At 70.9% G+C, this 20,649-nt stretch carries 18 protein-coding genes; all 18 read right to left on the minus strand.

The features are described from left to right. Nucleotides 1-61: 61 nt before the first annotated feature. The 18 genes from A8G15_RS13530 to A8G15_RS13615 all read right to left on the minus strand — a co-directional run bounded on the left by A8G15_RS13530 (nt 62) and on the right by A8G15_RS13615 (nt 20,442). The gene (locus A8G15_RS13530) at nt 62-733 is read right to left on the minus strand and encodes a cell division protein SepF (RefSeq protein ID WP_068160051.1); all 672 of its coding nucleotides are present in this window, start codon (nt 731-733) and stop codon (nt 62-64) included. Between the two features lie 32 nt (nt 734-765). Beyond that, complete coding sequence (locus tag A8G15_RS13535; RefSeq protein WP_068160053.1) at nt 766-1,506, minus strand: YggS family pyridoxal phosphate-dependent enzyme; 741 nt, start codon at nt 1,504-1,506, stop codon at nt 766-768. Further along, nucleotides 1,503-2,252 carry a peptidoglycan editing factor PgeF gene (pgeF, locus tag A8G15_RS13540; RefSeq protein WP_068160056.1) on the minus strand — a complete coding sequence of 250 codons (750 nt, stop codon included), beginning with the start codon at nt 2,250-2,252 and terminating at the stop codon, nt 1,503-1,505. The genes A8G15_RS13535 and pgeF overlap by 4 nt, the downstream gene beginning before the upstream one ends. Continuing rightward, nucleotides 2,249-3,433 (minus strand): cell division protein FtsZ, encoded by a 1,185-nt coding sequence (gene ftsZ / locus A8G15_RS13545; protein WP_068160065.1) that lies wholly within the window; start codon nt 3,431-3,433, stop codon nt 2,249-2,251. The genes pgeF and ftsZ overlap by 4 nt, the downstream gene beginning before the upstream one ends. Before the next feature lie 194 nt (nt 3,434-3,627). Continuing rightward, the gene (locus tag A8G15_RS13550; protein WP_245687836.1) at nt 3,628-4,281 is read right to left on the minus strand and encodes a cell division protein FtsQ/DivIB; all 654 of its coding nucleotides are present in this window, start codon (nt 4,279-4,281) and stop codon (nt 3,628-3,630) included. Nucleotides 4,282-4,361: 80 nt separating this feature from the next. After that, the gene (murC, locus tag A8G15_RS13555) at nt 4,362-5,894 is read right to left on the minus strand and encodes a UDP-N-acetylmuramate--L-alanine ligase (RefSeq protein ID WP_068160068.1); all 1,533 of its coding nucleotides are present in this window, start codon (nt 5,892-5,894) and stop codon (nt 4,362-4,364) included. Then, nucleotides 5,891-7,033, minus strand: a complete 1,143-nt coding sequence (gene murG, locus A8G15_RS13560; RefSeq protein ID WP_068160071.1) for an undecaprenyldiphospho-muramoylpentapeptide beta-N-acetylglucosaminyltransferase — start codon at nt 7,031-7,033, stop codon at nt 5,891-5,893. Before murG ends, murC begins: the two co-directional genes overlap by 4 nt. Beyond that, a complete protein-coding gene (gene ftsW / locus A8G15_RS13565; protein ID WP_068160189.1) occupies nt 7,030-8,508 on the minus strand; it encodes a putative lipid II flippase FtsW in 1,479 nt (492 codons plus the stop codon). The genes murG and ftsW overlap by 4 nt, the downstream gene beginning before the upstream one ends. 74 nt (nt 8,509-8,582) lie before the next feature. Beyond that, on the minus strand, nt 8,583-10,109 hold the full coding sequence (gene murD / locus A8G15_RS13570) for a UDP-N-acetylmuramoyl-L-alanine--D-glutamate ligase (protein ID WP_068160075.1): 1,527 nt from the start codon (nt 10,107-10,109) through the stop codon (nt 8,583-8,585). Nucleotides 10,110-10,112: 3 nt separating this feature from the next. Continuing rightward, on the minus strand, nt 10,113-11,192 hold the full coding sequence (gene mraY / locus A8G15_RS13575) for a phospho-N-acetylmuramoyl-pentapeptide-transferase (RefSeq protein WP_068160080.1): 1,080 nt from the start codon (nt 11,190-11,192) through the stop codon (nt 10,113-10,115). Beyond that, complete coding sequence (locus tag A8G15_RS13580; protein WP_068160083.1) at nt 11,189-12,730, minus strand: UDP-N-acetylmuramoyl-tripeptide--D-alanyl-D-alanine ligase; 1,542 nt, start codon at nt 12,728-12,730, stop codon at nt 11,189-11,191. Before A8G15_RS13580 ends, mraY begins: the two co-directional genes overlap by 4 nt. Further along, nucleotides 12,727-14,454: a UDP-N-acetylmuramoyl-L-alanyl-D-glutamate--2,6-diaminopimelate ligase gene (locus tag A8G15_RS13585; RefSeq protein WP_425415093.1), complete on the minus strand. Its 1,728-nt coding sequence runs from the start codon at nt 14,452-14,454 to the stop codon at nt 12,727-12,729. Before A8G15_RS13585 ends, A8G15_RS13580 begins: the two co-directional genes overlap by 4 nt. Nucleotides 14,455-14,620: 166 nt before the next feature. Then, the gene (locus tag A8G15_RS13590) at nt 14,621-16,528 is read right to left on the minus strand and encodes a peptidoglycan D,D-transpeptidase FtsI family protein (RefSeq protein ID WP_082899878.1); all 1,908 of its coding nucleotides are present in this window, start codon (nt 16,526-16,528) and stop codon (nt 14,621-14,623) included. Beyond that, a complete protein-coding gene (ftsL, locus tag A8G15_RS13595) occupies nt 16,525-17,328 on the minus strand; it encodes a cell division protein FtsL (RefSeq protein WP_245687833.1) in 804 nt (267 codons plus the stop codon). The genes A8G15_RS13590 and ftsL overlap by 4 nt, the downstream gene beginning before the upstream one ends. Before the next feature lie 3 nt (nt 17,329-17,331). Continuing rightward, nucleotides 17,332-18,357, minus strand: a complete 1,026-nt coding sequence (gene rsmH / locus A8G15_RS13600; protein ID WP_068160200.1) for a 16S rRNA (cytosine(1402)-N(4))-methyltransferase RsmH — start codon at nt 18,355-18,357, stop codon at nt 17,332-17,334. Nucleotides 18,358-18,597: 240 nt separating this feature from the next. Beyond that, entirely contained in the window at nt 18,598-19,029 is a 432-nt protein-coding gene (mraZ, locus tag A8G15_RS13605; protein WP_068160088.1) for a division/cell wall cluster transcriptional repressor MraZ, read from the minus strand. A 438-nt stretch (nt 19,030-19,467) separates the two neighbouring features. Continuing rightward, nucleotides 19,468-19,887 carry a DUF3040 domain-containing protein gene (locus tag A8G15_RS13610; RefSeq protein ID WP_068160090.1) on the minus strand — a complete coding sequence of 140 codons (420 nt, stop codon included), beginning with the start codon at nt 19,885-19,887 and terminating at the stop codon, nt 19,468-19,470. Between the two features lie 183 nt (nt 19,888-20,070). Beyond that, a complete protein-coding gene (locus A8G15_RS13615) occupies nt 20,071-20,442 on the minus strand; it encodes an SAV_6107 family HEPN domain-containing protein (protein ID WP_156665382.1) in 372 nt (123 codons plus the stop codon). Between the last annotated feature and the right edge of the window lie 207 nt (nt 20,443-20,649).

The following is a 20,649-nucleotide window of genomic DNA, read 5'->3' on the forward strand; positions in this document are numbered from 1 at the left end:
CGCACGGTGATCTGCACCATGCGCCGGGCGTTCGGGCGGCTCGGGTCGGCTGTGCCGGCGGCTACTGCTGGCTGTAGAAACCCGTCTCGGCGATGCGCCGGCGCTCTTCGGCGGAGACGTCGATATCGGCCGGCGACAGCAGGAACACCTTCGTCGCCACCTTGTCGAACGAACCCCGCAGGGCGAAGGCCAGACCGGCAGCGAAGTCGACGAGGCGCTTCGCGTCGGCGTTGCTCATCTCGACGAGGTCCATGATGACCGGGGTGCCGTCGCGGAACCGCTCACCGATCGTGCGGGCCTCACCGTAATCGCGCGGACGCAGTGTGGTGATCTTCGACAACGGGCCTCCCTCGTCGAACAGGGCGCCGCGGCGAGCCTCGGTGCGTTCGAGCCGCGGCTCTCCCGCCAGCGAGGACCGGCCGGGAGCGCGAGTCGGAGCTGCAGCGGCGCGGGGTGCGCGTGCGGAAATCGGCTCGACCCGTGGGGGCCGTGGCGGAGCCTCGTACCGATCGAAATCGTCCTGAGGGAATTCGTGGGCGGGCTCGTCCCGGCGCGACGGCGGGTACTCGTCCCGGTGCGACGGGCCGTAGCCACCGGAGTACGACGGTTCGCTGTACTCCCGTTCGCGGTCGCGTTCACGGCGCGCGCTCGCCGGATCATCGAGGTAGTCGTCCTCGTAGTCCTCGAGCGGCACCATCCCGAAGTAGGCCTTGAACTTGTGGAGTGTGCTCATCGATCGCCCTTCCCTCGCGCGGCGGTTGAAGATCAGGCTAGCGGTCGTCGACCCATCACCGCGGTTCCGACACGCACGCATGTCGAACCCCAGCGGACCGCCTGCTCGAGATCTCCGGACATTCCCGCCGACAGCTCGGTCGCTCCGGGGTGGCCGGCCAGCACCTGCGAGTGCATGCGCGCGAGCTGCTCGAACGCCGCGTCCGGGTCCCAGCCGAGCGGGGGAACCCCCATCAGCCCCGCCAGTTTCAGCCCCTCGGCGTCCGCCACAGCGGCGGCCAGCGCCTCGAGATCGGCCGCGGCCACACCGCCGCGCTGCGGATCGCCGTCCAGGCTGACCTGCAGCAACACGCGGATCGGCGTGACACGGTCGCCGGCATCGCGTGCTGCCCGCGCTCCGGCCGCGACCGCATCGGCGAGCCGGATGCTGTCGACCGAGTGAATGGTGTGCGCCCACCGGGCCACCGCGCGGGCCTTGTTGCGTTGCAGCCGGCCGATCATGTGCCAGGCGACCCCGGGATCGGTGACCGTCCCGCGGAAGCGGGTGATCTTCGCACCGGCCTCCTGCTCGCGTGATTCCCCGAAGGATCGGCAACCCAGCTCGTACAGCAGGACCGCGTCCGATGCGGGGAAGTACTTCGTCACCGGCAGCAGCTCCACGTCGCCGGGGGCGCGGCCCGCCGCCCGGGCCGCCTCGTCCAGCCGGTTGCGCACCGCGGCCAGGGCCCCGGCGAGCTCGGCGCGCCGAGCGTCCGGGCCTCCGGATTCGCTCATTCGGCGCTCTCCGCGCCCGGCTGTTCCTCGAGCCAGATCACCGAGGCGAGCCGGCCCGTGGGGGCGGATCGACGGTGACTGAACAGCATCGTGTCCTCGATGGTGCATCGCGGGTCCTCCGCGACCGCGGAGACACCGAGGTCCAGCAGCTGGCGGCGCAGCCCCGCCCGCAGATCCAGGCCGGGTGTGCCCTTGACCGTGCGGGTGGCGCTGCCGGGCAGGTGTGCTTCGACGTCGTCGCGCATCGCTGCGGGAACCTCGTAGCGACGGCCGCTCGCGGCAGGGCCGAGGAACGCACCGATGCGTTCGGGGCGCGCCCCGAGATCGACCATGGCCTCGACGACCTTGGGCACGATGCCGATGCGGGCACCGATCCGGCCGGCGTGGGCGGCGGCGACGACACCGGCCTCCTCGTCGGCCAGCATCACCGACACGCAGTCGGCGCTGAGGGTGACCAGCGCCAGACCGACCTCGCGGGTGACGAGCGCGTCGGTGGCGGGCACCGGACCGTCGACCGGTCCGTCCACCACGGTGACGTTGCGGCTGTGGATCTGTTCCATCCACACGAAACGTTCGAACGGCAGCCCGATCACCGACGCGAGGCGGCGGCGGTTCGAGTCGACGGCGGCGGGGTCGTCACCGACGTGATCGCCGAGGTTGAACGAGTCGTACGGGGGCGCGGACACGCCGCCGGCACGCGTGGTGACGACTCTGCGTGCGCGGAGCGTGCTCTGCGACACGGTCACCGGCGCATGAAGATCGGCACGTCGACGTCGTCGTCGCCGTCCTCGTCGTCGACGGGCACGGGACGGGGCTGGGCGCCGCCGGGGGCGGCGACGGCACCGGCACTCGTGGGTGCGGCCTCACGACCCGTTTCCTCGGGGCGCTCGCTGCGGCCGAGTTCCCCGGCACGGGCCGGGCTGATGGTGCCGGTCCGGGCTGCGGGCTGGGCGGGCGCCTCGACGGGGCGGCGCGCCGGGGTGCCACCGTCGAATCCGGCAGCGATGACCGTGACGCGCACTTCGTCGCCGAGCGAGTCGTCGATCACGGTGCCGAAGATGATGTTGGCGTCGATGTGCGCGGCTTCCTGCACGAGCGAAGCCGCCTCGTTGATCTCGAACAGACCCAGGTCGGAGCCACCGGCGATGGACAGCAGCACGCCGCGGGCGCCTTCCATGGACGCCTCGAGCAGCGGCGAGTTGATGGCCGCCTCGGCCGCCTTGATGGCCCGGCCCTCACCGCGCGAGGAGCCGATGCCCATGAGGGCGCTGCCCGCACCCGACATGACGCCCTTCACGTCCGCGAAGTCGACGTTGATCAGACCCGGGGTCGTGATGAGATCCGTGATGCCCTGGACACCGTTGAGCAGCACCTCGTCGGCGGAGCGGAACGCGTCCATGAGGCTGACCGCGGCGTCGCCGAGCTGGAGCAGCCGGTCGTTGGGGATGACGATGAGCGTGTCGCACGATTCGCGCAGCGTCTGGATGCCGGTGTCGGCCTGGCTGCCGCGCCGCTTGCCCTCGAACGAGAACGGCCGGGTCACCACACCGACGGTCAGCGCACCGAGCTTGCGCGCGATGCTGGCGACGACGGGCGCGCCGCCGGTACCGGTGCCGCCGCCCTCACCGGCGGTGACGAAGACCATGTCGGCGCCCTTGAGGACCTCTTCGATCTCGTCCTTGTGGTCCTCGGCGGCCTTGCGGCCGACCTCGGGATCGGCGCCGGCGCCGAGGCCGCGGGTGAGCTCGCGTCCGACGTCGAGCTTGACGTCGGCATCGGACATCAGGAGCGCCTGCGCGTCGGTGTTGACGGCGATGAACTCGACTCCCTTGAGTCCCTGCTCGATCATGCGGTTGACCGCGTTAACGCCGCCACCGCCGATACCGACGACCTTGATTACGGCGAGGTAGTTGTGCGGGGGCGTCATGGGCTCTCGCCTTCCTGGTTTCGGGTCACGCTTCGATCGATCGATGTCTCAACTGTGCTGGGCCACCGGGCAAACCCTCAACCACAGGTTGAAGGTTATGTCAAGTAACCGGACTGGGCGAAACGCTATGGCACCGCGACCGCGATTCGCCAGCAGACGCGCCGACGAGTCGCCACGAATTTCCGCGCATCTCGTCACCGGACGGTCGGCAGGTCCGGGCCCGCCACGTCGTAGGTCTGTCCCGGCTGGGTGAGCAGGGGGATCACCACGGCCGCTTTGCGATCCGAACGGTCCGGTCCGCCCCACACCACGACCCGGCCGTCGAGCAGGACCAGCGAGACGTCCGTCGGCGACGCCGCGTTCACCTCCGCCACCTGGAAGCGCAGCTCCGGGGGCAGCGCGCCGAGCACCTCGAGGGCCGCCGCCGTTGCCGGATCACCGGTCCCGGGCGTCGCGGTGACCAGGCGCGGCGTCTGCATCGGCGGCGGCTCCACCGCGAAGTCGACGCCCTCGGCATCGACCGAATGCGTACCGTCGGAGGCGTCGAAGTACACCTCGGCGACCCGTTCGGTCACGGTGACCCGCACGGTCGACGGATAGACCCGCTGGACGCGCACCTCGGCGGCGCGCGGCAGTTCCGCCACGCGTTGCGCGGCGGCTGCGGTGTCCACCCGCAGCAGCGGAGTGCCCTCCGCGACAGCGAGCTGTGTGATCACGTCCTCGCGCGGGATCGTGTCGGCACCGACGACCTCCACCGTCCGCACCGACAACAGGGGCGAGAGCCAGGCGACCGCGATGATCCCGAGCACGACGAGGACGGCCCCGGCACCGATGAGCACCGTGCGCAGCCGGACCGACCGGCCGGAAGGCCGCCGCGCGGCCGAACGCGCGGTGCGTTTCCGGCTCGAGGACCGGGTCGGTGTCTCGGTCACGGTCTGCCCGACCCCGATCCGTCGATCGGCCCGGAGCGGAACCGGCCCGGCTTGCTGCGCAACGCGTCGAGGATCTGGCGTCCGAGCATGGTCACGTCGCCCGCGCCCATCGTGATGACGATGTCGCCGGGGCGGCTCAGTTGCGCCACCTGGCGCGGAACCAACGACAGGTCCGGCTGGTAGTGCACCGGCTTGGACACCGCCTGGGCCACCAGCGCGCCGCTCACGCCGGGGATGGGTTCTTCGCGGGCTCCGTAGACGTCGAGGACGACGACCTCGTCGGCGAGGTCGAGTGCCGCGCCGAACTGCGTCGCGAACGTCTCGGTCCGCGAGTACAGGTGCGGCTGGAACACCACGATCACCCGGGGACGCTCGGTGCCGGATTCGGCGTACCGCAGCGGTTCGCCCGCCACGAGTTCCGCGGCGGCGGCCAGCACCGCCCGCACCTCCGTGGGGTGGTGTGCGTAGTCGTCGAACACCCGCACGCCGTGCTCGCGCCCGCTGTATTGGAAGCGCCGGTGGACACCACCGAATCCGGCGAGGCCTTCGATGGCCTCGTCGACCGGGGCGCCCGCCTCGATCGAGGCGAGCAGTGCGGCCAGCGCGTTGAGCGCCATGTGGCGGCCGGGCACCGACAGCCGCACGGTCCGGGGGGCGTCCTCCCCGGCGAGGTGAAACTCGGCGACACCGCCGACGTCCTTGGCCTCCCAGGCGACCAACCGCACCCCGACCGGGACGCCGTCGACGAGGGCGGCGGTACCGATCGTGTCGGCGGAACCGTACCCGGCCACCCTCAGCCCCGGCACGTCGCGTTCGACCACGCGCCGGGCCAGTGCCGCCGACCCCGGATCGTCCAGGCACACCACGAGCAGCCCGCCGGGCGAGATGCGGGCGACGAAGTCGTCGAAGACCTGGGTGTACGCCTCGGCGGTGCCGAAGAAGTCGAGGTGGTCGGCCTCGACGTTCGTCACGATCACCACGTTCGGGTCGTACTGCAGCAGCGAGCCGTCGCTCTCGTCGGCCTCGGCGACGAAGACGTCCCCACTGCCCTGGTGCGCGTTGGTTCCGGACTCGTTCAGCTCGCCACCGACGGCGAACGAGGGGTCGAACCCGCAGTGCTGCAATGTGACCACGAGCATCGACGTCGTCGACGTCTTGCCGTGGGTCCCGGAGACCAGGAACGTGCGGTGCCCGCGCATCAGCGAGGCGAGCACCGCGGGGCGCAGCAGTACGGGGATGCCGCGCTCGTGTGCGGCGACGAGTTCCGGGTTGTCCTTCGGGATGGCCGCGTGCGTGGTCACCACGGCGGTCGGACCCCCGTCGAGCAGGTCCAGAGCGCTCGCGTCGTGCCCGATGCGGACCGACGCGCCTCGCGCGCGCAGCGCCAGCACGCCGCGGCTCTCCTTGGCATCGGATCCCGAGACCTGGCCGCCGCGAGCCAGCAGGATCCGCGCGATGCCCGACATCCCGGCCCCGCCGATACCCACCATGTGCACCCGCTCCAGTTCGGCGGGTAGCTGCTCGCTCATCGATCACTCCTGTTCGGGCCCGTACCGGCCACGTCGAGCACGATCCGGGCGACTTCGTCTGCCGCGCTGCGGTGCCCCGCTCCGGCAGCGCGACGCCCCATCTCGGTGAGCCGCTGCGCGTCGGCAAGCAGTGGGATCACCGAGCCCGCCACGAACGCCGGCGTCAGCTCGGCGTCCGAGACGATCATTCCACCTCCGGCAGCGGCGACCGGACGGGCGTTCAGTTCCTGCTCGCCGTTGCCGTGCGGGAGCGGCACGTACACGGCGGGCAGGCCCACCGCCGACACCTCCGCGACGGTCATGGCACCGGACCGGCAGATCACCGCGTCCGCGGCGGAATAGGCCAGGTCCATGCGTTCGAGGTAGGGCACCGCCACATACGGGAAGCGGTCGTGGTCGGGGTGGCCGGGCACGTCGAGGGTGTTCTTCGGGCCGTGTGCGTGCAGCACCGAGATTCCGGCCGCGGCGAGCTGCGGCGCAGCGCCGGAGACCGCCTCGTTGAGCGAGCGGGCGCCCTGCGAACCGCCGAAGACCAGGAGCACCGGTCCGTCGGCGGGCAGGCCGAAGTGCCGCCTGGCCTCGGCGCGCAGCCCGGCCCGGTCCAGCCCGGTGATCGATGCACGCACCGGGATCCCGACGATCTCCGCGTCTCCGCGGCGCACGATGCCCGACCCCGCGACCGCGGCCAGCACCCGGGCCGCCCGGCGAGCACCGATCTTGTTGGCGATGCCGGCACTGGCGTTCGCCTCGTGCACGACGACGGGGATGCGGCGGCGACCGCGACCGGAGGCGAGATAGGCGGGCAACGCGACGTACCCGCCGAAACCGACGATCACGTCGGCGTCGACGCGGTCGAGGACCTCCCGGGTGCGCCGGACCGACGCGATCACCCGGGCGGGCAGTTTCAGCAGGTCCATCGTGGGTTTGCGCGGCAGCGGGACCGGCGGGATCAGCTCGAGTGGATAGCCGCGCTGCGGGACCAGCTTCGTTTCGAGGCCGCGTTCGGTGCCCAGTGCCGTGACGGTCGCGTCGGGTACGAGTGCGCGGATCGCGTCGGCGACCGCCAGGGCCGGTTCGATGTGCCCGGCCGTACCACCTCCGGCCACCACCACGGACAGGGCGGACTGCTCCCCACTCACCTACGGTTTCCTCGCTCTCCGGTTCGTCGGTCTGTGCCGCCGCCGGTCTGCTTGCCGTTCGACCTGCGACTGCTGTTCGAATTACGGCCGCCGTTCGTCGTGCGGCCGTTCGTTGTGCGGCCCGTCCCCCGCTGGGGGTCCTTCGCCGCACGGGCCCGTCCGGTGCGGCGGTCGGCGGCGCGCGGGTCGGGGTCACGATCGTGGGCGCCCCGGCCACGGCCGTCACCTTCGCGGCGTGTCCGGTTCGCCGGGGATCCGCCGCGCCGAGGGGCGGGCACCCGCGTCGCCGCTGCGCGGATCGGCAGGTAGGCCTCCGGTTTGCGGATGCGCAGCAGCCGGCCGAATCGGCCGTCCTGTCCGGCGTGCAGCGCCGCGATGGCTTCCGGTTCGTGTCGCGCAGCGTTCGCGATCAACCCGAACATGAGCAGTGTGGTGGCGGTGGACGTTCCGCCGGCGGACACGAGCGGGAGCTGCAGGCCGGTGACGGGCAGCAGACCGACGACGTATCCGATGTTGATGAAGGCCTGGCCGATGATCCAGGTCGTCGCGGTCGCGGTGAACAGCCGCAGGAACGGATCGACCGAGCGCATCGCGATGCGCAGGCCCACGTAGGCGAACAGGCCGAACAGGCCGATCACCGCGACCCCGCCGAGAAAGCCGAGTTCCTCGCCGATGATCGCGAAGATGAAATCGTTGTGGGCGTTGGGCAGGTAGTTCCACTTGGCGCGGCTCTGACCGAGGCCGCGACCCCAGATACCGCCGTCGGCGAGGGAGAACTTCGCCTGCCGCGCCTGGTAACCGATGCCCTGCGGATCCTCGCCGGGGTTCAGGAACGCCCGCACACGTGCCGAACGGTATCCGGCGGTGAGAGCCAGGACGACCGCGAACGCGGAGGCGGTGCCGACGATCCCGAGGAACACCCGCAGCGGCAGACCCGCGAACCACAGCAGGGCGAGCACGATGATCGCGAGGGAGATGGTGGTGCCGAGGTCCGGCTGGAGCACGATCAGGCCGGTCACGATGAGCGCCGCCGGGATCAGCGGGATCAGCATGTCCTTGAGCGTGCTGTGCTCGCCGCGGCGGGTGGCGAGCAGATGCGCTCCCCACACCGCGAACGCGATCTTCGCCAGCTCGGACGGCTGCACCGAGATCCCGGCGATGACGAACCAGCCGCGCGTGCCCTGCGACACGGTGCCGATACCCGGGATGAGCACCAGCGCGAGCATCACGACCGTCACGCACAGTGCCGGGAACGACAGCTTGCGCATCAGGCGTACCGGAACCTGCAGTGCGGCGTAGAACACGACGAAACCGAGGATCGCGAAGATCACCTGGGAGGTGAACAACCCGTAGGCCGATCCGGCGCTGGCCACCGCCTCGACGCTCGACGACGACAGCACCATCACCAGTCCGAGCACGGTGAGCAGCACCGCGATGGTGACGACCAGGTGGAACGACGCGAGCGGCCGGGCCATCCACAGCCCGACCCGTCCCCGGGCGGTCGTGGCGCTCTGGGTCGTGGCCGGCGAGCCGCCGGGCGCGGTCGTGGTCACCGCGGCGACCCGCCCCCGGGCCGTTCCGCGCCGCCCTGCAGTTCGTCCACCGCTTCGGCGAAGCTGCGACCCCGCTGCGCGTAGTCCGCGAACATGTCCAGCGACGCCGCGGACGGCGCCAGCAGCACCGCATCGCCCGGCGAGGCCAGCGCGGCGGCCTCGCGGACCGCGACACGCATCGCGGCGGGGCCGTCAGCACCCGGCAGCGGAACCCGGCGCAGGGCGCCGCTCGACCCGGTGTCACTCGATTCGGGGCTGCTCACCGATCCATCGTCGCTCGTGTCGACGTGGACGACGGGGACCTGCGGGGCGTGTCGCGCCAGGGCTTCGGCGATCCGGCCGGCGTCACGGCCCAGCAACACGGCCGCGCGCAGCCTCGGCGCGACCTCCACGACGAGGTCGTCGACCTGCGCGCCCTTGAGCAGCCCGCCGGCCACCCACACCACGCTGCCGCGCGCGAGCAGCGACGTACGGGCCGCGTGCGGGTTGGTGGCCTTCGAATCGTCGATGTACTCGACGCCGTCGACCGTCCCCACCGGCGCGGCGCGGTGCGGCCCGACCCGGTGACGGCGCAGGCCGTCGTGGACCGCGGATTCGGGTACGTCGATCGAACGGGCGAGTGCCGCGGCGGCCAGCGCGTCGGACAGACCGGCCGGGCCCGGGGGCGAGACGTCCGCGACGGCGGCGAGCACGGCGGAGTCCGCGAAGGCGCGGTCCACCAGGACGTCACCGCTGATGCCGAGTTCGCCCCGCTGCGGGTATCCGAGGGTGAACCCGACGGTGACGACTGCCTGCGACCGGTCGCGCAGTCCCCCGGCGATCGGATCGTCGAGGCCGAGCACGCCGACGGTGCCGGTGAGGACGCGGGCCTTCGCGTCGATGTACCCCTCGATGCCGCCGTGCCAGTCCAGATGGTCCTCGGCGATGTTGAGGATCACGCCGGCGGCGGGCCGCACCGACGGCGCCCAGTGCAACTGGAAGGACGACAGTTCGACGGCGAGGACCTCGGCGCGCGGTTCGGTACGCCGCAACGCGTCGAGAATGGGCAGGCCGATGTTTCCGCAGGCCACCGACGGCAGACCGGCGGCCTCGAGGATCGCGTGCAACATCGTCGTCGTGGTGGTCTTGCCGTTGGTTCCGGTCACCACCAGCCAGCGGCGGGGCGGTCCGTAGATCTCGGCGCGGTCGATGCGCCAGGACAGTTCGACGTCGCCCCAGATGGGTACCGCCGCGCCCGCGGCGTGGGAGAGCAGGGGCGCGTCGGGCGCGAACCCGGGACTCGTGACGACCAGCGCGAACCGCCGGAGCGACTCGGGGTCGCCGTCGGCCTCGGCGACCAGCGCGTCGAGGTCGACGGTGTCCGCGCCCATCTCACCGCAGCGGGCGAGCGCGTCCGCGTTGCGGTCGGTGACGGTCACGTGCGCCCCGAGGTCCGTGAGCGGGGTGACGACGGCGCGGCCCGAGATCCCGGCGCCGGCGACGAGCACCCGGGTGCCGCGCAGCCATTCCAGTTCGTGCGTCACCGGTCAGTCCCCGATCGCCGCTAGGTATTCGCTGTAGAACAAGGCCATGCCCACGGCCGAGGCGATGGCCGCGAGCAGCCAGAACCGGATGATCACCGTGGTTTCGGCCCAGCCACCGAGCTCGAAGTGGTGATGGAACGGTGCCATCCGGAATACCCGGCGGCGACTGGATCGGAACACCGCCACCTGGATCACGACCGAAGCGGCCTCGGCGACGAACAGCGCGCCGATGACGACCATGAGCAGTTCGGTGCGGGTGGTGACGGACAGGCCGGCGAGCATGCCGCCGAGTGCGAGCGAGCCGGTGTCGCCCATGAAGATCTTGGCCGGGGCGGCGTTCCACCACAGGAAACCGATGCACGCGGCGGCGCCGGCGGCGCACAGCAGCGCCAGATCCAGCGGGTCGCGCACGTCGTAGCAACCCTTGCCGGGTTCGGCGACGCACGAGTTGCGGTACTGCCAGAACGTGATGATCACGTAGGCGCCGAGCACCAGGCTCATCGACCCCGCCGCGAGACCGTCGAGCCCGTCGGTCAGGTTCACGGCATTGGACCAGGCGCTGACCAGCAGATACACGAAGAGGATGAACACGATCGAGCCCATGGACACGGTCGCGATGTCCCGGACATACGACAGGTGTGTGCTGCCGGGGGTCAGTCCGCTGTCGTTGCGGAACTGCAGGGCGAGAATTCCGAACGCGACCGCGGCGATGAGCTGGCCGACCAGCTTCGCGGTCTTGTTGAGCCCGAGGTTGCGCTGCTTGCGGATCTTGATGAAATCGTCGAGGAAGCCGACGCCGCCGAGGGCGGTGGTCAGGCCGAGCACCAGCAGACCCGACGCGGTCGGGCCCTCCGCGTCGTATCCGAGGCCGATCAGGTGCGAACCCCAGTAACCGGCCCACAGACCGGCGAGGATCGCGACGCCGCCCATCGTGGGGGTGCCGCGCTTGGCCTGGTGGCTCTGCGGCCCCTCGACACGGATCTCCTGACCGAAGCCCTGCCGCGAGAACGCCTTGATCAGCACCGGCGTGAGCAGGATCGACACCGCCAGCGCGATGCCGGCAGCGAAAAGGATCTGTCTCACCGTGCAGCCTCCGTTTCCACAGCAGAATCATTGTTCCCGGTGCCGCCGCCGAGTACCGCGTCTGCGACCGACCACAGGCCGACCGACTGCGACGCCTTCACCAGCACGACGTCGCCGGGTTCGAGCTCGTCCTCGAGTAGCGCGATCGCCGCGTCCGCGTCGGGAACGTGGCTGGCTTCCTCGCCCCAGGATCCTTCCATCACGGCGCCCTGGAACAGGCCGCGGACCGGTCGCGTCGCACCGACGGCGACGATGCGGGTGACATCGAGACGCACCGCGAGCCGGCCGATGGCATCGTGCTCGACGACCGACTCGTCGCCCAGTTCCGCCATCTCCCCGAGCACGGCGAACGTCCGCCGCGGGGTGTCGCCGGCACGCGCCATGGTCACCAGTGCCTTGAGCGCGGCACGCATCGAGTCGGGGTTGGCGTTGTAGGCGTCGTCGATGACGGTGACGCCGTCGGCCCGCGTGCGTACCGCCATGCGATGTGCCGACACCGGGGCCGCACCACCGAGCGCCACCGCGATCTGCTCGGGCGTCGCACCACATTCGAGGGCCGCGACGGCCGCGGTCAGGGCGTTGCCCACGTGGTGTTCGCCGTGCACGGCGAGGGTGACGTCGGCGCTGCGCTGTCCGCCCTCGGCTTCGGGATCGGTGATCACGAGCGTGAACGAGGCACGCGCCGAGTCGTCGAGATGCACGTTCTCGGCGCGGACGGTCGCCGACGGCGAACTGCCGACGAACACGACGCGGGCTCGGGTACGCGAGGCCATCTTCACGACCAGGGGGTCGTCGGCGTTGAGGATCGCGACCCCGCCGTCGGCAGCGGACGGCAGGGACTCGACGAGTTCGCCCTTCGTCTGGGCGATGATCTCCTGCGATCCGAATTCGCCGAGGTGCGCGGTGCCGACGTTGAGAACGGCACCGATACGCGGGGGCGCCACCGCGGCCAGGGCCGCGATGTGGCCGGGCCCGCGCGCGGACATCTCGAGCACCAGGTACCGGGTGTCACGGGTGGCGCGCAACGCCGTCCACGGATGGCCGAGCTCGTTGTTGAACGATCCCGGGGGCGCGACGACCTCCCCGAGCGGTGCCAGCACCGCGGCGAGCAGATCCTTGGTCGACGTCTTGCCGGCGGACCCGGTGACTCCGACGACGGTCAGGCCGGTGGCCGTCAGATCGTCGACGACGGCACGCGCGAGTCTGCCCAGGGCGGCGAGCACTGCAGCGCCCGATCCGTCCGTGTCGTGTTCGAATGCGAGCGAATTGGTCTCGGTGCGCGGCACCGGAGGCACCACGATCGCCGGGACGCCGACCGGCCGGGCCGCCAGGACCGCCACCGCGCCTGCGGCGACCGCCGCCCCGGCATGGTCGTGTCCGTCGGAGCGGGCGCCGGGCAGGGCGAGGAACAACCCGCCCGGGCCGATCCGCCGCGAGTCGAACTCGACGGTGCCGGTCACCTCCGCCGACGGGTCGTCCACGTCGTGCAGGGTCCCACCGACGACCTCCGCGATGCGGGTCAGGGTCATCGGGATCATGCTGTGCCTCCATCTCGGGTGTCGCCCGTACCGTTCCGGCCGGGCTCGTCGGCCGGGTGTGCCGAGCGGGAACTCCGAGTGCGCTCGAGGGCGTCCGCCAGCACCTCCCGGTCGTCGAAGGGGTGTTTGACCCCGTGGATCTCCTGGCCGCGCTCGTGTCCCTTGCCTGCGACGAGCACGACATCGCCGGGTCCGGCCCAGCGGACCGCTGCCTCGATCGCGGCGGCGCGGTCGCCGATCTCGAGGATCTCGCCGCGCTCCGCGTCCGGCACGGAGCGGGCACCCTCGAGCATCGCGGCCCGGATCGTCGCGGGGTCCTCGGTGCGCGGGTTGTCGTCGGTGATCACGACGAGCTCGGCGCCGCGTGCCGCCGCGGCCCCCATGAGCGCCCGTTTGCCGCGGTCCCGGTCGCCACCCGCGCCGACGACCACCGCGATGCGTCCGGTGGTGCGACCGCGCAGCGTGGCGACGACGGCTTCGAGCGCAGCGGGCTTGTGCGCGTAGTCGACGACGGCGAGGAAGTCCTGGCCCCGATCGACGAGTTCGACCCGGCCCGGTACCGACACGGACGCGATGCCCTCGGCAGCGACAGCCGGGTCGACACCGGCCGCGGCGCACACCGCGGTGGCGAGCGCAGCGTTGGCGACGTTGTAGTGACCCGGAAGCCGCACCCGCACCCGGTGTGCCGTTCCGTCGGGCCCGGTGAGGGTGAACTCCTGGGATCCGTCGGCGGCTGCGAGCGCATCGCCGGCCGTCCAGTCCGCGGCGGGTGCGCCGGCGACGGTGGCGACGGTGACGGTCGCGGCGCCGGTGTTCTCGCCGGCGTGAGCTGCGCGGGCGATCCCCGCCATCCGGACGCCCCACTCGTCGTCGACACACACCACCGCGCGCCGCGCGCTGTGCGGTGACCCGGCGGCGAACAGCAGGGCCTTCGCCGCGAAATAGTCGTCGAGGTCCTTGTGGAAGTCGAGATGGTCCTGCGAGAGATTGGTGAACGCGCCGACTGCGAAATCGACGCCCCCGACCCGGCCGAGTGCCAGGGCGTGGCTCGACACCTCCATCACGACCGTGTCGATGCCACGTTCGAGCATCGTGGCGAACAGCGCATGCAGCTGCGGCGCCTCGGGCGTGGTGAGCGCGCTGGGGACGCGGCGGCCGGCGATGCGGGTCTCCACCGTTCCGACGAGACCGGTGGACCGGCCCGCAGCGGAGAGTCCCGCTTCGACGAGGTACGCGGTGGTGGTCTTGCCGGATGTGCCGGTGATGCCGAGGACCTGCATGCGGCGCGACGGGTGACCGTAGACGCTGGCGGACACCTCACCGAGGACCGACCGCGGATCGTCGTGCACCAGCACCGGGGTCGGTCCGGTCACGCTCGCGGCGACGAGGTCGCGACCCGCCGCGTCGGTCAGTACCGCGACGGCACCGCGTTCGAGCGCGGTCGCGGTGAACTGGGCGCCGTGAGCGTGAGCGCCGGGCAGCGCCGCGAACAGGTCGCCGGGACGCACGGCCTGAGCGCGCAGGTCGATGCCGGTGACGAGGTCCGCCGGCTCGACGGTGCCCTCGAAGTCCGGCTCGGCGGTGCCGTCGAAGTTCTGGGGAACCACGATCGTGTAGTCGGCGCCGACAGCGCCGGCCAGCTCCCGGAGCCGAGTCGCCGGTGGATGTTCGGGTCTCAGCCCCTCCACGGGAGGGGACGGATCCGGACTCGGGGACACAGGCACCAGGTTCCTCTCGCTCTGCCGCAGCGGCGTTGCTGTCGCTGTTCGTCCGTGCTGCCGGGACGCTTCTCGTCCGTGTAGCCGGGAGGCTTCTCGACCGTGTGGCCGGGACGCTTCCCGCCGTGACACGTTACCGACACCGGCACTGCCGTCCGAACAGGGTCACCACTCAATCGACCTGCAGGATCAGCTTGCTGCCGGGGTCGGCAGACAGTGGCACGTTCTCGCGCTGCAACATCCACGCGGCGATGTTGTGGAACAGCGGCGCGGCGGATTGACCGCCGCTGCCGTCGGCGCTGCGCTTCGGCGCGTCGAGCATGATGCCGATGACGAACCGCGGGTCGTCGGCCGGGGCGATGCCGGCGAAGGTGATCCAGTATTCGGAATTGGAGTAGCACTTGCAGTTCTGGTCGATCTGCTGGGCTGTGCCGGTCTTCCCGCTGATCTGATAACCCTCGATCGCGGCAGGTGTGCCGGTACCCCGCTGATTCCCGGTGTCGTCCTGCACGACGGAACGGAACATGTCCCGGACCGTCGCGGCGGTCTGGGCCCCGATGACCCGCACCGGATCCGGACGCGGTGTTTCGGTGCGGGTTCCGTCCGGAGCGATCGTCGCGCGGACGATCCGCGGCGCGACACGCTCGCCGTCGTTGGCGATGGTCTGGTAAATGCCGGTCATCTGCAGCAGGGTCATCGACAGGCCCTGACCGATCGGGAGGTTCGCGAAGGTACCGCCGGACCACTGCTCCCGGCTGGGGACCAGGCCGTCGGACTCTCCCGGCAGCCCGACGTCGGTGCGGTGGCCGAGGCCGAACAGGTCGACCATCTGCGCGAACCGGTCCTCACCGACCCGCTGGGCCAGCATCAGCGTGCCCACGTTCGAGGATTTCCCGAAGACACCGGTCGTCGTGTAGGGCACGACACCGTGATCCCAGGCGTCCTTGACGCTGACACCGGACATCGTGATCGACCCCGGCACCTGCAGCACCTCGTCCGGGGTGGTCAGCCCGTCCTCGATGGCCGCGGCCGCCGTGATGATCTTGTTCACCGAGCCGGGCTCGAACGGCGAGCTCACCGCGAGGTTGCCGAGCTGAGCGTCGGACTGCTTGTCGATGCCGACGGCGGGGTTGAACGTGCCGTCGTTGGCCATCGCGAGGACTTCGCCGGTCTGGGCGTCCAGGACGACCGCGGACGCGTTCTTCGCTTCCGACAGGTCCTTCGCGCGCTGCACCTGCTGCTGGACGTAGTACTGGATGTCGGAGTCGATGGTCAGTTCGACGGCCGATCCGTCGACGGCGTCCTGACGGTCGCGCCAGCTGCCGGGGATCACGGCACCGTCGGATCCGCGGTCGTAGGTCGACGACCCGTCGGTGCCGGCCAGAACCGAGTCCATCGACGATTCCAGCCCGAGCAGTCCGTGACCGTCCCAGCCGGTCGCGCCGACGATGTTCGCTCCGAGCGACCCGCCCGGATACAGCCGGATGTCCTGGCGTTCGAGACCGACCTTGTCGTACTCGTCGACGATGGCCGCGGCGACACCGGGATCGACACCGCGGGCGAGGTAGACGAAGGTCTCGTCGCTCTCGAGCTTCGCCAGCACGTCCTTCTCGGGCGCGGCGTCGCCGAGGGCTTCGTGCACCGTCTCCGCGACGCCCTTCAGATACTCCCCGGTCTCCGGCTTCGACGGGTCCTTCGCGTGGGCCTCGTCGAGTTCCCGGCGCACCCGCTGGGGCTGGAACGTGAGCGCCTTGGCCTCCATCGTGTAGGCCAGCGGAGCACCGTTGCGATCGGCGATCGTCCCGCGGGTGGCGGGTTCGACCAGTCGTGTCGTGCGCTGATTCGCGGATTCGGCGGTGAGGCTCGGCGCCTGCACGACCTGAACCCACAGCAGCATCGCGGCGGCGAGAGCGAGCGCACCGAACATGGCTGCGCGCCCCACCCTGTTCCGGAACCCGAATTCGGTGGTGTACGTGGCGGCCGACGTCCGGCGAGACCCCGCACGTCCGGCCGAGGCCGGGCGGCGGGGTGCGGGTGTGCGGCTGCGCGTGGGCCTGCGAGGTTGGGCGCCTCGGCTCACCGGCGCCCGTCCTCGGACTGCGTCGTCGGGTTCACGGGCATCAATTGTTCCGTCTGCGGGGGCGCGACCGTCGCATTGCCGGTCTCCGGCGTGGCGACTGCGTCCGGCGCGGGCGCCGGCGCAGGAGCGGCCTCGGGAACCGGTACCGGCCGGGCGGCCACAGCCGCCCCGCCGACGGGCGCGGGCGCCGGGGCCGGTGTGTTCACCGGGACAGGCGCCGGGGCTTCCGCTCGGTCGCCACCGACGGGCACGGGGCGCGGGTTCTCCGCACCCGCACTACCGGCGAGCGGGGCCGGACCGGTGCGGACGGCCGAGTTCGGCGGGTTCAACGGCGCGGCGGGCGCACCCTGTGCCGCAGTCGGTGTGCCCACGACCTGGACCGAGCCGTCCTCACCGACGACCAGGCGCGCCACCCCGCCCGTCGGGATCATGCCGAGTTCGGCGGCCTTCTCCGCGAGCACCGGAGCCGAGTTTCCGGCTTCCACGTCGCGCTGGAGCACCGCACGTTCCTGCATCAGGGTCTCGTTGTACGCGCGGGCGGCGCTGAGCTGGTAGGAGTCTTCCGCTGCCCGGGTCGTCAGCAGCAGCGTGACGGCCATCCCGACGCCGAGCAGCGCGAGGATCGTCGCGACGAACGGAATCCGGGTCGCCACCTTCGGCTGCTGGGTCGCCGTCGCCGCGCCGCGCGACTCGCCCTTCACACCCAGCTGTGCTGCGCGCTGGTTCCGCCGCTGGTACGCACGCTGCGCCGCCGTGGATCGCGCCGAACGGCGGAGCGGGGATGCCACCTGAACGGTCATCGGTTACCTCCTGGCGATTCGTTCTGCGGCACGCAGGCGTACGGGCGCCGAGCGTGGATTGCTCTCCATTTCGTGTTCCGAGGCCCGTTCCGCGCCCCGGGTGAGAATCTTCAGTTCCGGGCCCATTCCGGGCAGCTCCACCGGCAGGCCCTCGGGACTCCGGGACTTCGAGCGCGGAGTGAGCTCCTGCTTGACGACCCGATCTTCGAGGGACTGGTACGACATGAACACCACACGGCCGCCGACGGCGAGCGCGTCGAGTGCGTCCGGAACCGCGGCACGGAGCGAGTCGAGCTCGGCGTTGACCTCCACGCGCAGCGCCTGGAACGTCCGCTTGGCGGGATGTCCGCCGGTCCGACGCGACGCCGCGGGGATCGTCCGATAGAGCAGTTCGACGAGCTGACCACTGGTGCGGAACGGCGTCTTCTCGCGGGTGCGCACGATTTCGGAGGCGATCTTCCCCGCGAACCGCTCCTCTCCGTACGTGCTGAGGATGCGGGCGAGATCGCCGTGTCCGTACGTGTTGAGGACGTCGGCGGCGGTGATGCCCACGGTCGGGTCCATGCGCATGTCCAGCGGGGCGTCCTGCGAATAGGCGAAGCCGCGGTCGGCCTCGTCCAACTGCATCGAGGAGACCCCGAGGTCGAAGAGGATCGCGTGCACCGAGCCGACACGGTCCAGTCCGCATTCTTCGAGCGCGGCGGCGATGCCGTCGTAGCGGGTGTGGACGAAGTCGGTGCGATCCGCGAACGGTGCGAGCCGCGCTTCGGCGATGGCGAGGGCGTCGGGATCGCGGTCGAGACCGATCAGGCGCAGGCCGGGATAGGTGCGCAGGAAGTGTTCGGAGTGTCCGCCGAGACCGAGTGTCGCGTCGACGTAGACGGCGCCCGCGCCGCCCGGCCCCGCGGCCACGATCGCGGGACCGAGGAGTTCGTCCGCACGTTCGAGGAGGACGGGAACGTGCGCGAAACCTTCGGCGGGGGCGTCATCGGCCGCAGCGGCCGTCTCGTCGTCCTCGCCGTCCACCATGGTTCCTCCGGGTCCTGCTCGGTCGATTCGGAGCGAATCGAGTCGTGGGGGTTCGATCGGTGAACGGTCGGGGTGCTGATACACGGGGCGGCGAATGCATCGAGGTCTCTGTCCGATTCGGGGACCTGGCGCTGGGGAAGTGCGTCAGGGCTCCGTTGCCGAACCTGGCGCTGGGGAAGTGCGTCAGGGTCGGCCTCGGGCAGAGGCCTCGCGGCACTCGCCGCGCGACCGAAGCAGCGGTTACAGGATGTCTTGCAGCGCCTCGTCCCTCGCCTCCGAAAACTCTTCCTCGTGTTCGGCGAGGTAGGTCTCCCACGCCGTTGCGTCCCAGATCTCGAGGTGCTTGATCGCACCGATCACGACGCAGTCCTTGGTGAGCCCGGCATACTTGCGGTGCGCTGCGGAGAGCGTGATCCGCCCCTGCGCGTCGGGTCGCTGTTCGTCGGTGCCGGACGCGAGGCTGCGCAAGAATGCGCGAGCCTGCGGATTGCTGCGCGACGCGGCCGCGGCCCGTTCTGCGAGCGCCGCGAACTCGTCGCGCGGAAACACGGTGAGGCTGTGGTCCTGCCCTTTGGTGATCATCAGCCCTCCCGCCAGTTCGTCTCGATACTTCGCCGGCAACGTGAGCCGACCCTTGTCATCCAGCTTCGGCGTGTGGGTTCCGAGAAACACTCGTCACCCCCGCCTTCGCCGGCCGGACCATTCGTCTCCGACGGGGCAACCCGAGCCGCTCCGCCGCGACCCACAGTACCCCACTTTGCCCCACGTACAACCAATTACGGGCCCGAATCGCCGGGCGTTTCACCCGTTCTCGCTGCTCAACGCCAGTGGGGTGGAGTGGGGCACATTCACCGGTGATGCGGCCGACCCGGCATCCCCTGTGCGACGACGCGTCGAGGCGACTGCAGAGGTTGCGGAAAACCCCAGGTCGACGCGACCGGAACGAACCGTCGCGCTCACGACCGGAGCAGGGTGGGGCGACGTGGGAGCTCCCGCACGCGGGTGTGCTCCGGGGGTGAATATGGGGGCGAAGCGGAACGACGAACGGCGCGACCCCACACGGGGTCGCGCCGTTCGCGATCTGCCTGTTACGCGTGATCCGACACGCGTCTATTCCTGTTCGAAACGCCGCCGGAAGCGCTCCTCCATCCGATGGGTGAACCCACCGCCGGATTTGCGATTCCCTCGGGCCCGGGTTCCCTGCCCGGAACCGGATCCGCTCCCTCGGGGAGCATCACCGACCGACTTTCCGCGCCGACTTCCGACGAGGAGCAGAACGCCCGCGCCGAACATCACGAGAAAGCCGAGCAGGCTGATGATCGGGAACCCACCCGGCTTCACCGGGAGGGCGACACCCGCGATCAACAACGCCAGGCCCACTACGAACAGCGCACCGGCTTGCAGCCGTCGACGACTGCCCGCCATGCCCAACCGACTGCCTCGGACGGTCGAGGCGAACTTGGGGTCCTCAGCATAGAGCGCGCTCTCGATCTGATCGAGCATGCGCTGCTCGTGCTCGGAGAGTGGCACGGTACCTCCCCCGGCACTAAAACGGTGGCCACCGAATCCTCCGGTAGGAAACGGCGGGGGGCCGACTTTGACGGCCGCCTATGTCAATAATACGAGTACATCATGCGCTGGACCACCAACTCCGACAGGGAGTCCCGGACGACCTTCCGAACGTCCCGGCAGTCGGCATCGAAGGTCCCCGGCTCATTCCGGGGCAGCGACACGCTCGGAGAGGCAATCCTCCACCTCGTGGAGGAAGGAACCGACTTCGTCGTAGAACGTGTCGGCCTCCTCGACCGGCAGCGTCCGGGTGATCCCCGCCTCGATCGCGGCGCGGGTTGCGGAGCGGTCCGCGAAGAAGTCCGCCCAGCGTGCGAATCCCGGGTTCGCCTTGGCCATGAGCACCCACGCGTTGCGCGTCCTGCTCCGCCGGGCCGACGATCCGGCGCGCACCTCGACCGCCGCCAGTACCGCCCCCGCCCCGCGCAGCGCAGCGAGATAGGCGAGCTGGAACCGTTCCGCGGCGTCGCGTGCCCCGGCGGCTTCGGAGAGCAACTCGTCGGCCCGGCGCAGCATCGTCGCCGCCCGTGACGACACCGGCCGCACGACACAGCCCGGACGTCCTCGTACCGCTCGCCCATCGGCAACTTGTGGCACGACCATCACCCACCTCCCGCGACTTCGGGCCGGTGATCCGGGGATGTTCGCTTCCCTCGAACATCACCGGATCACCGTTGTCGAACATGCGTTCGACGTATTCAATATAGCTGCACCCACCGACAC

This window comes from Rhodococcus phenolicus, from assembly GCF_001646785.1.
In the GTDB taxonomy this organism is placed as follows: Bacteria; Actinomycetota; Actinomycetes; order Mycobacteriales; family Mycobacteriaceae; genus Rhodococcus; species Rhodococcus phenolicus.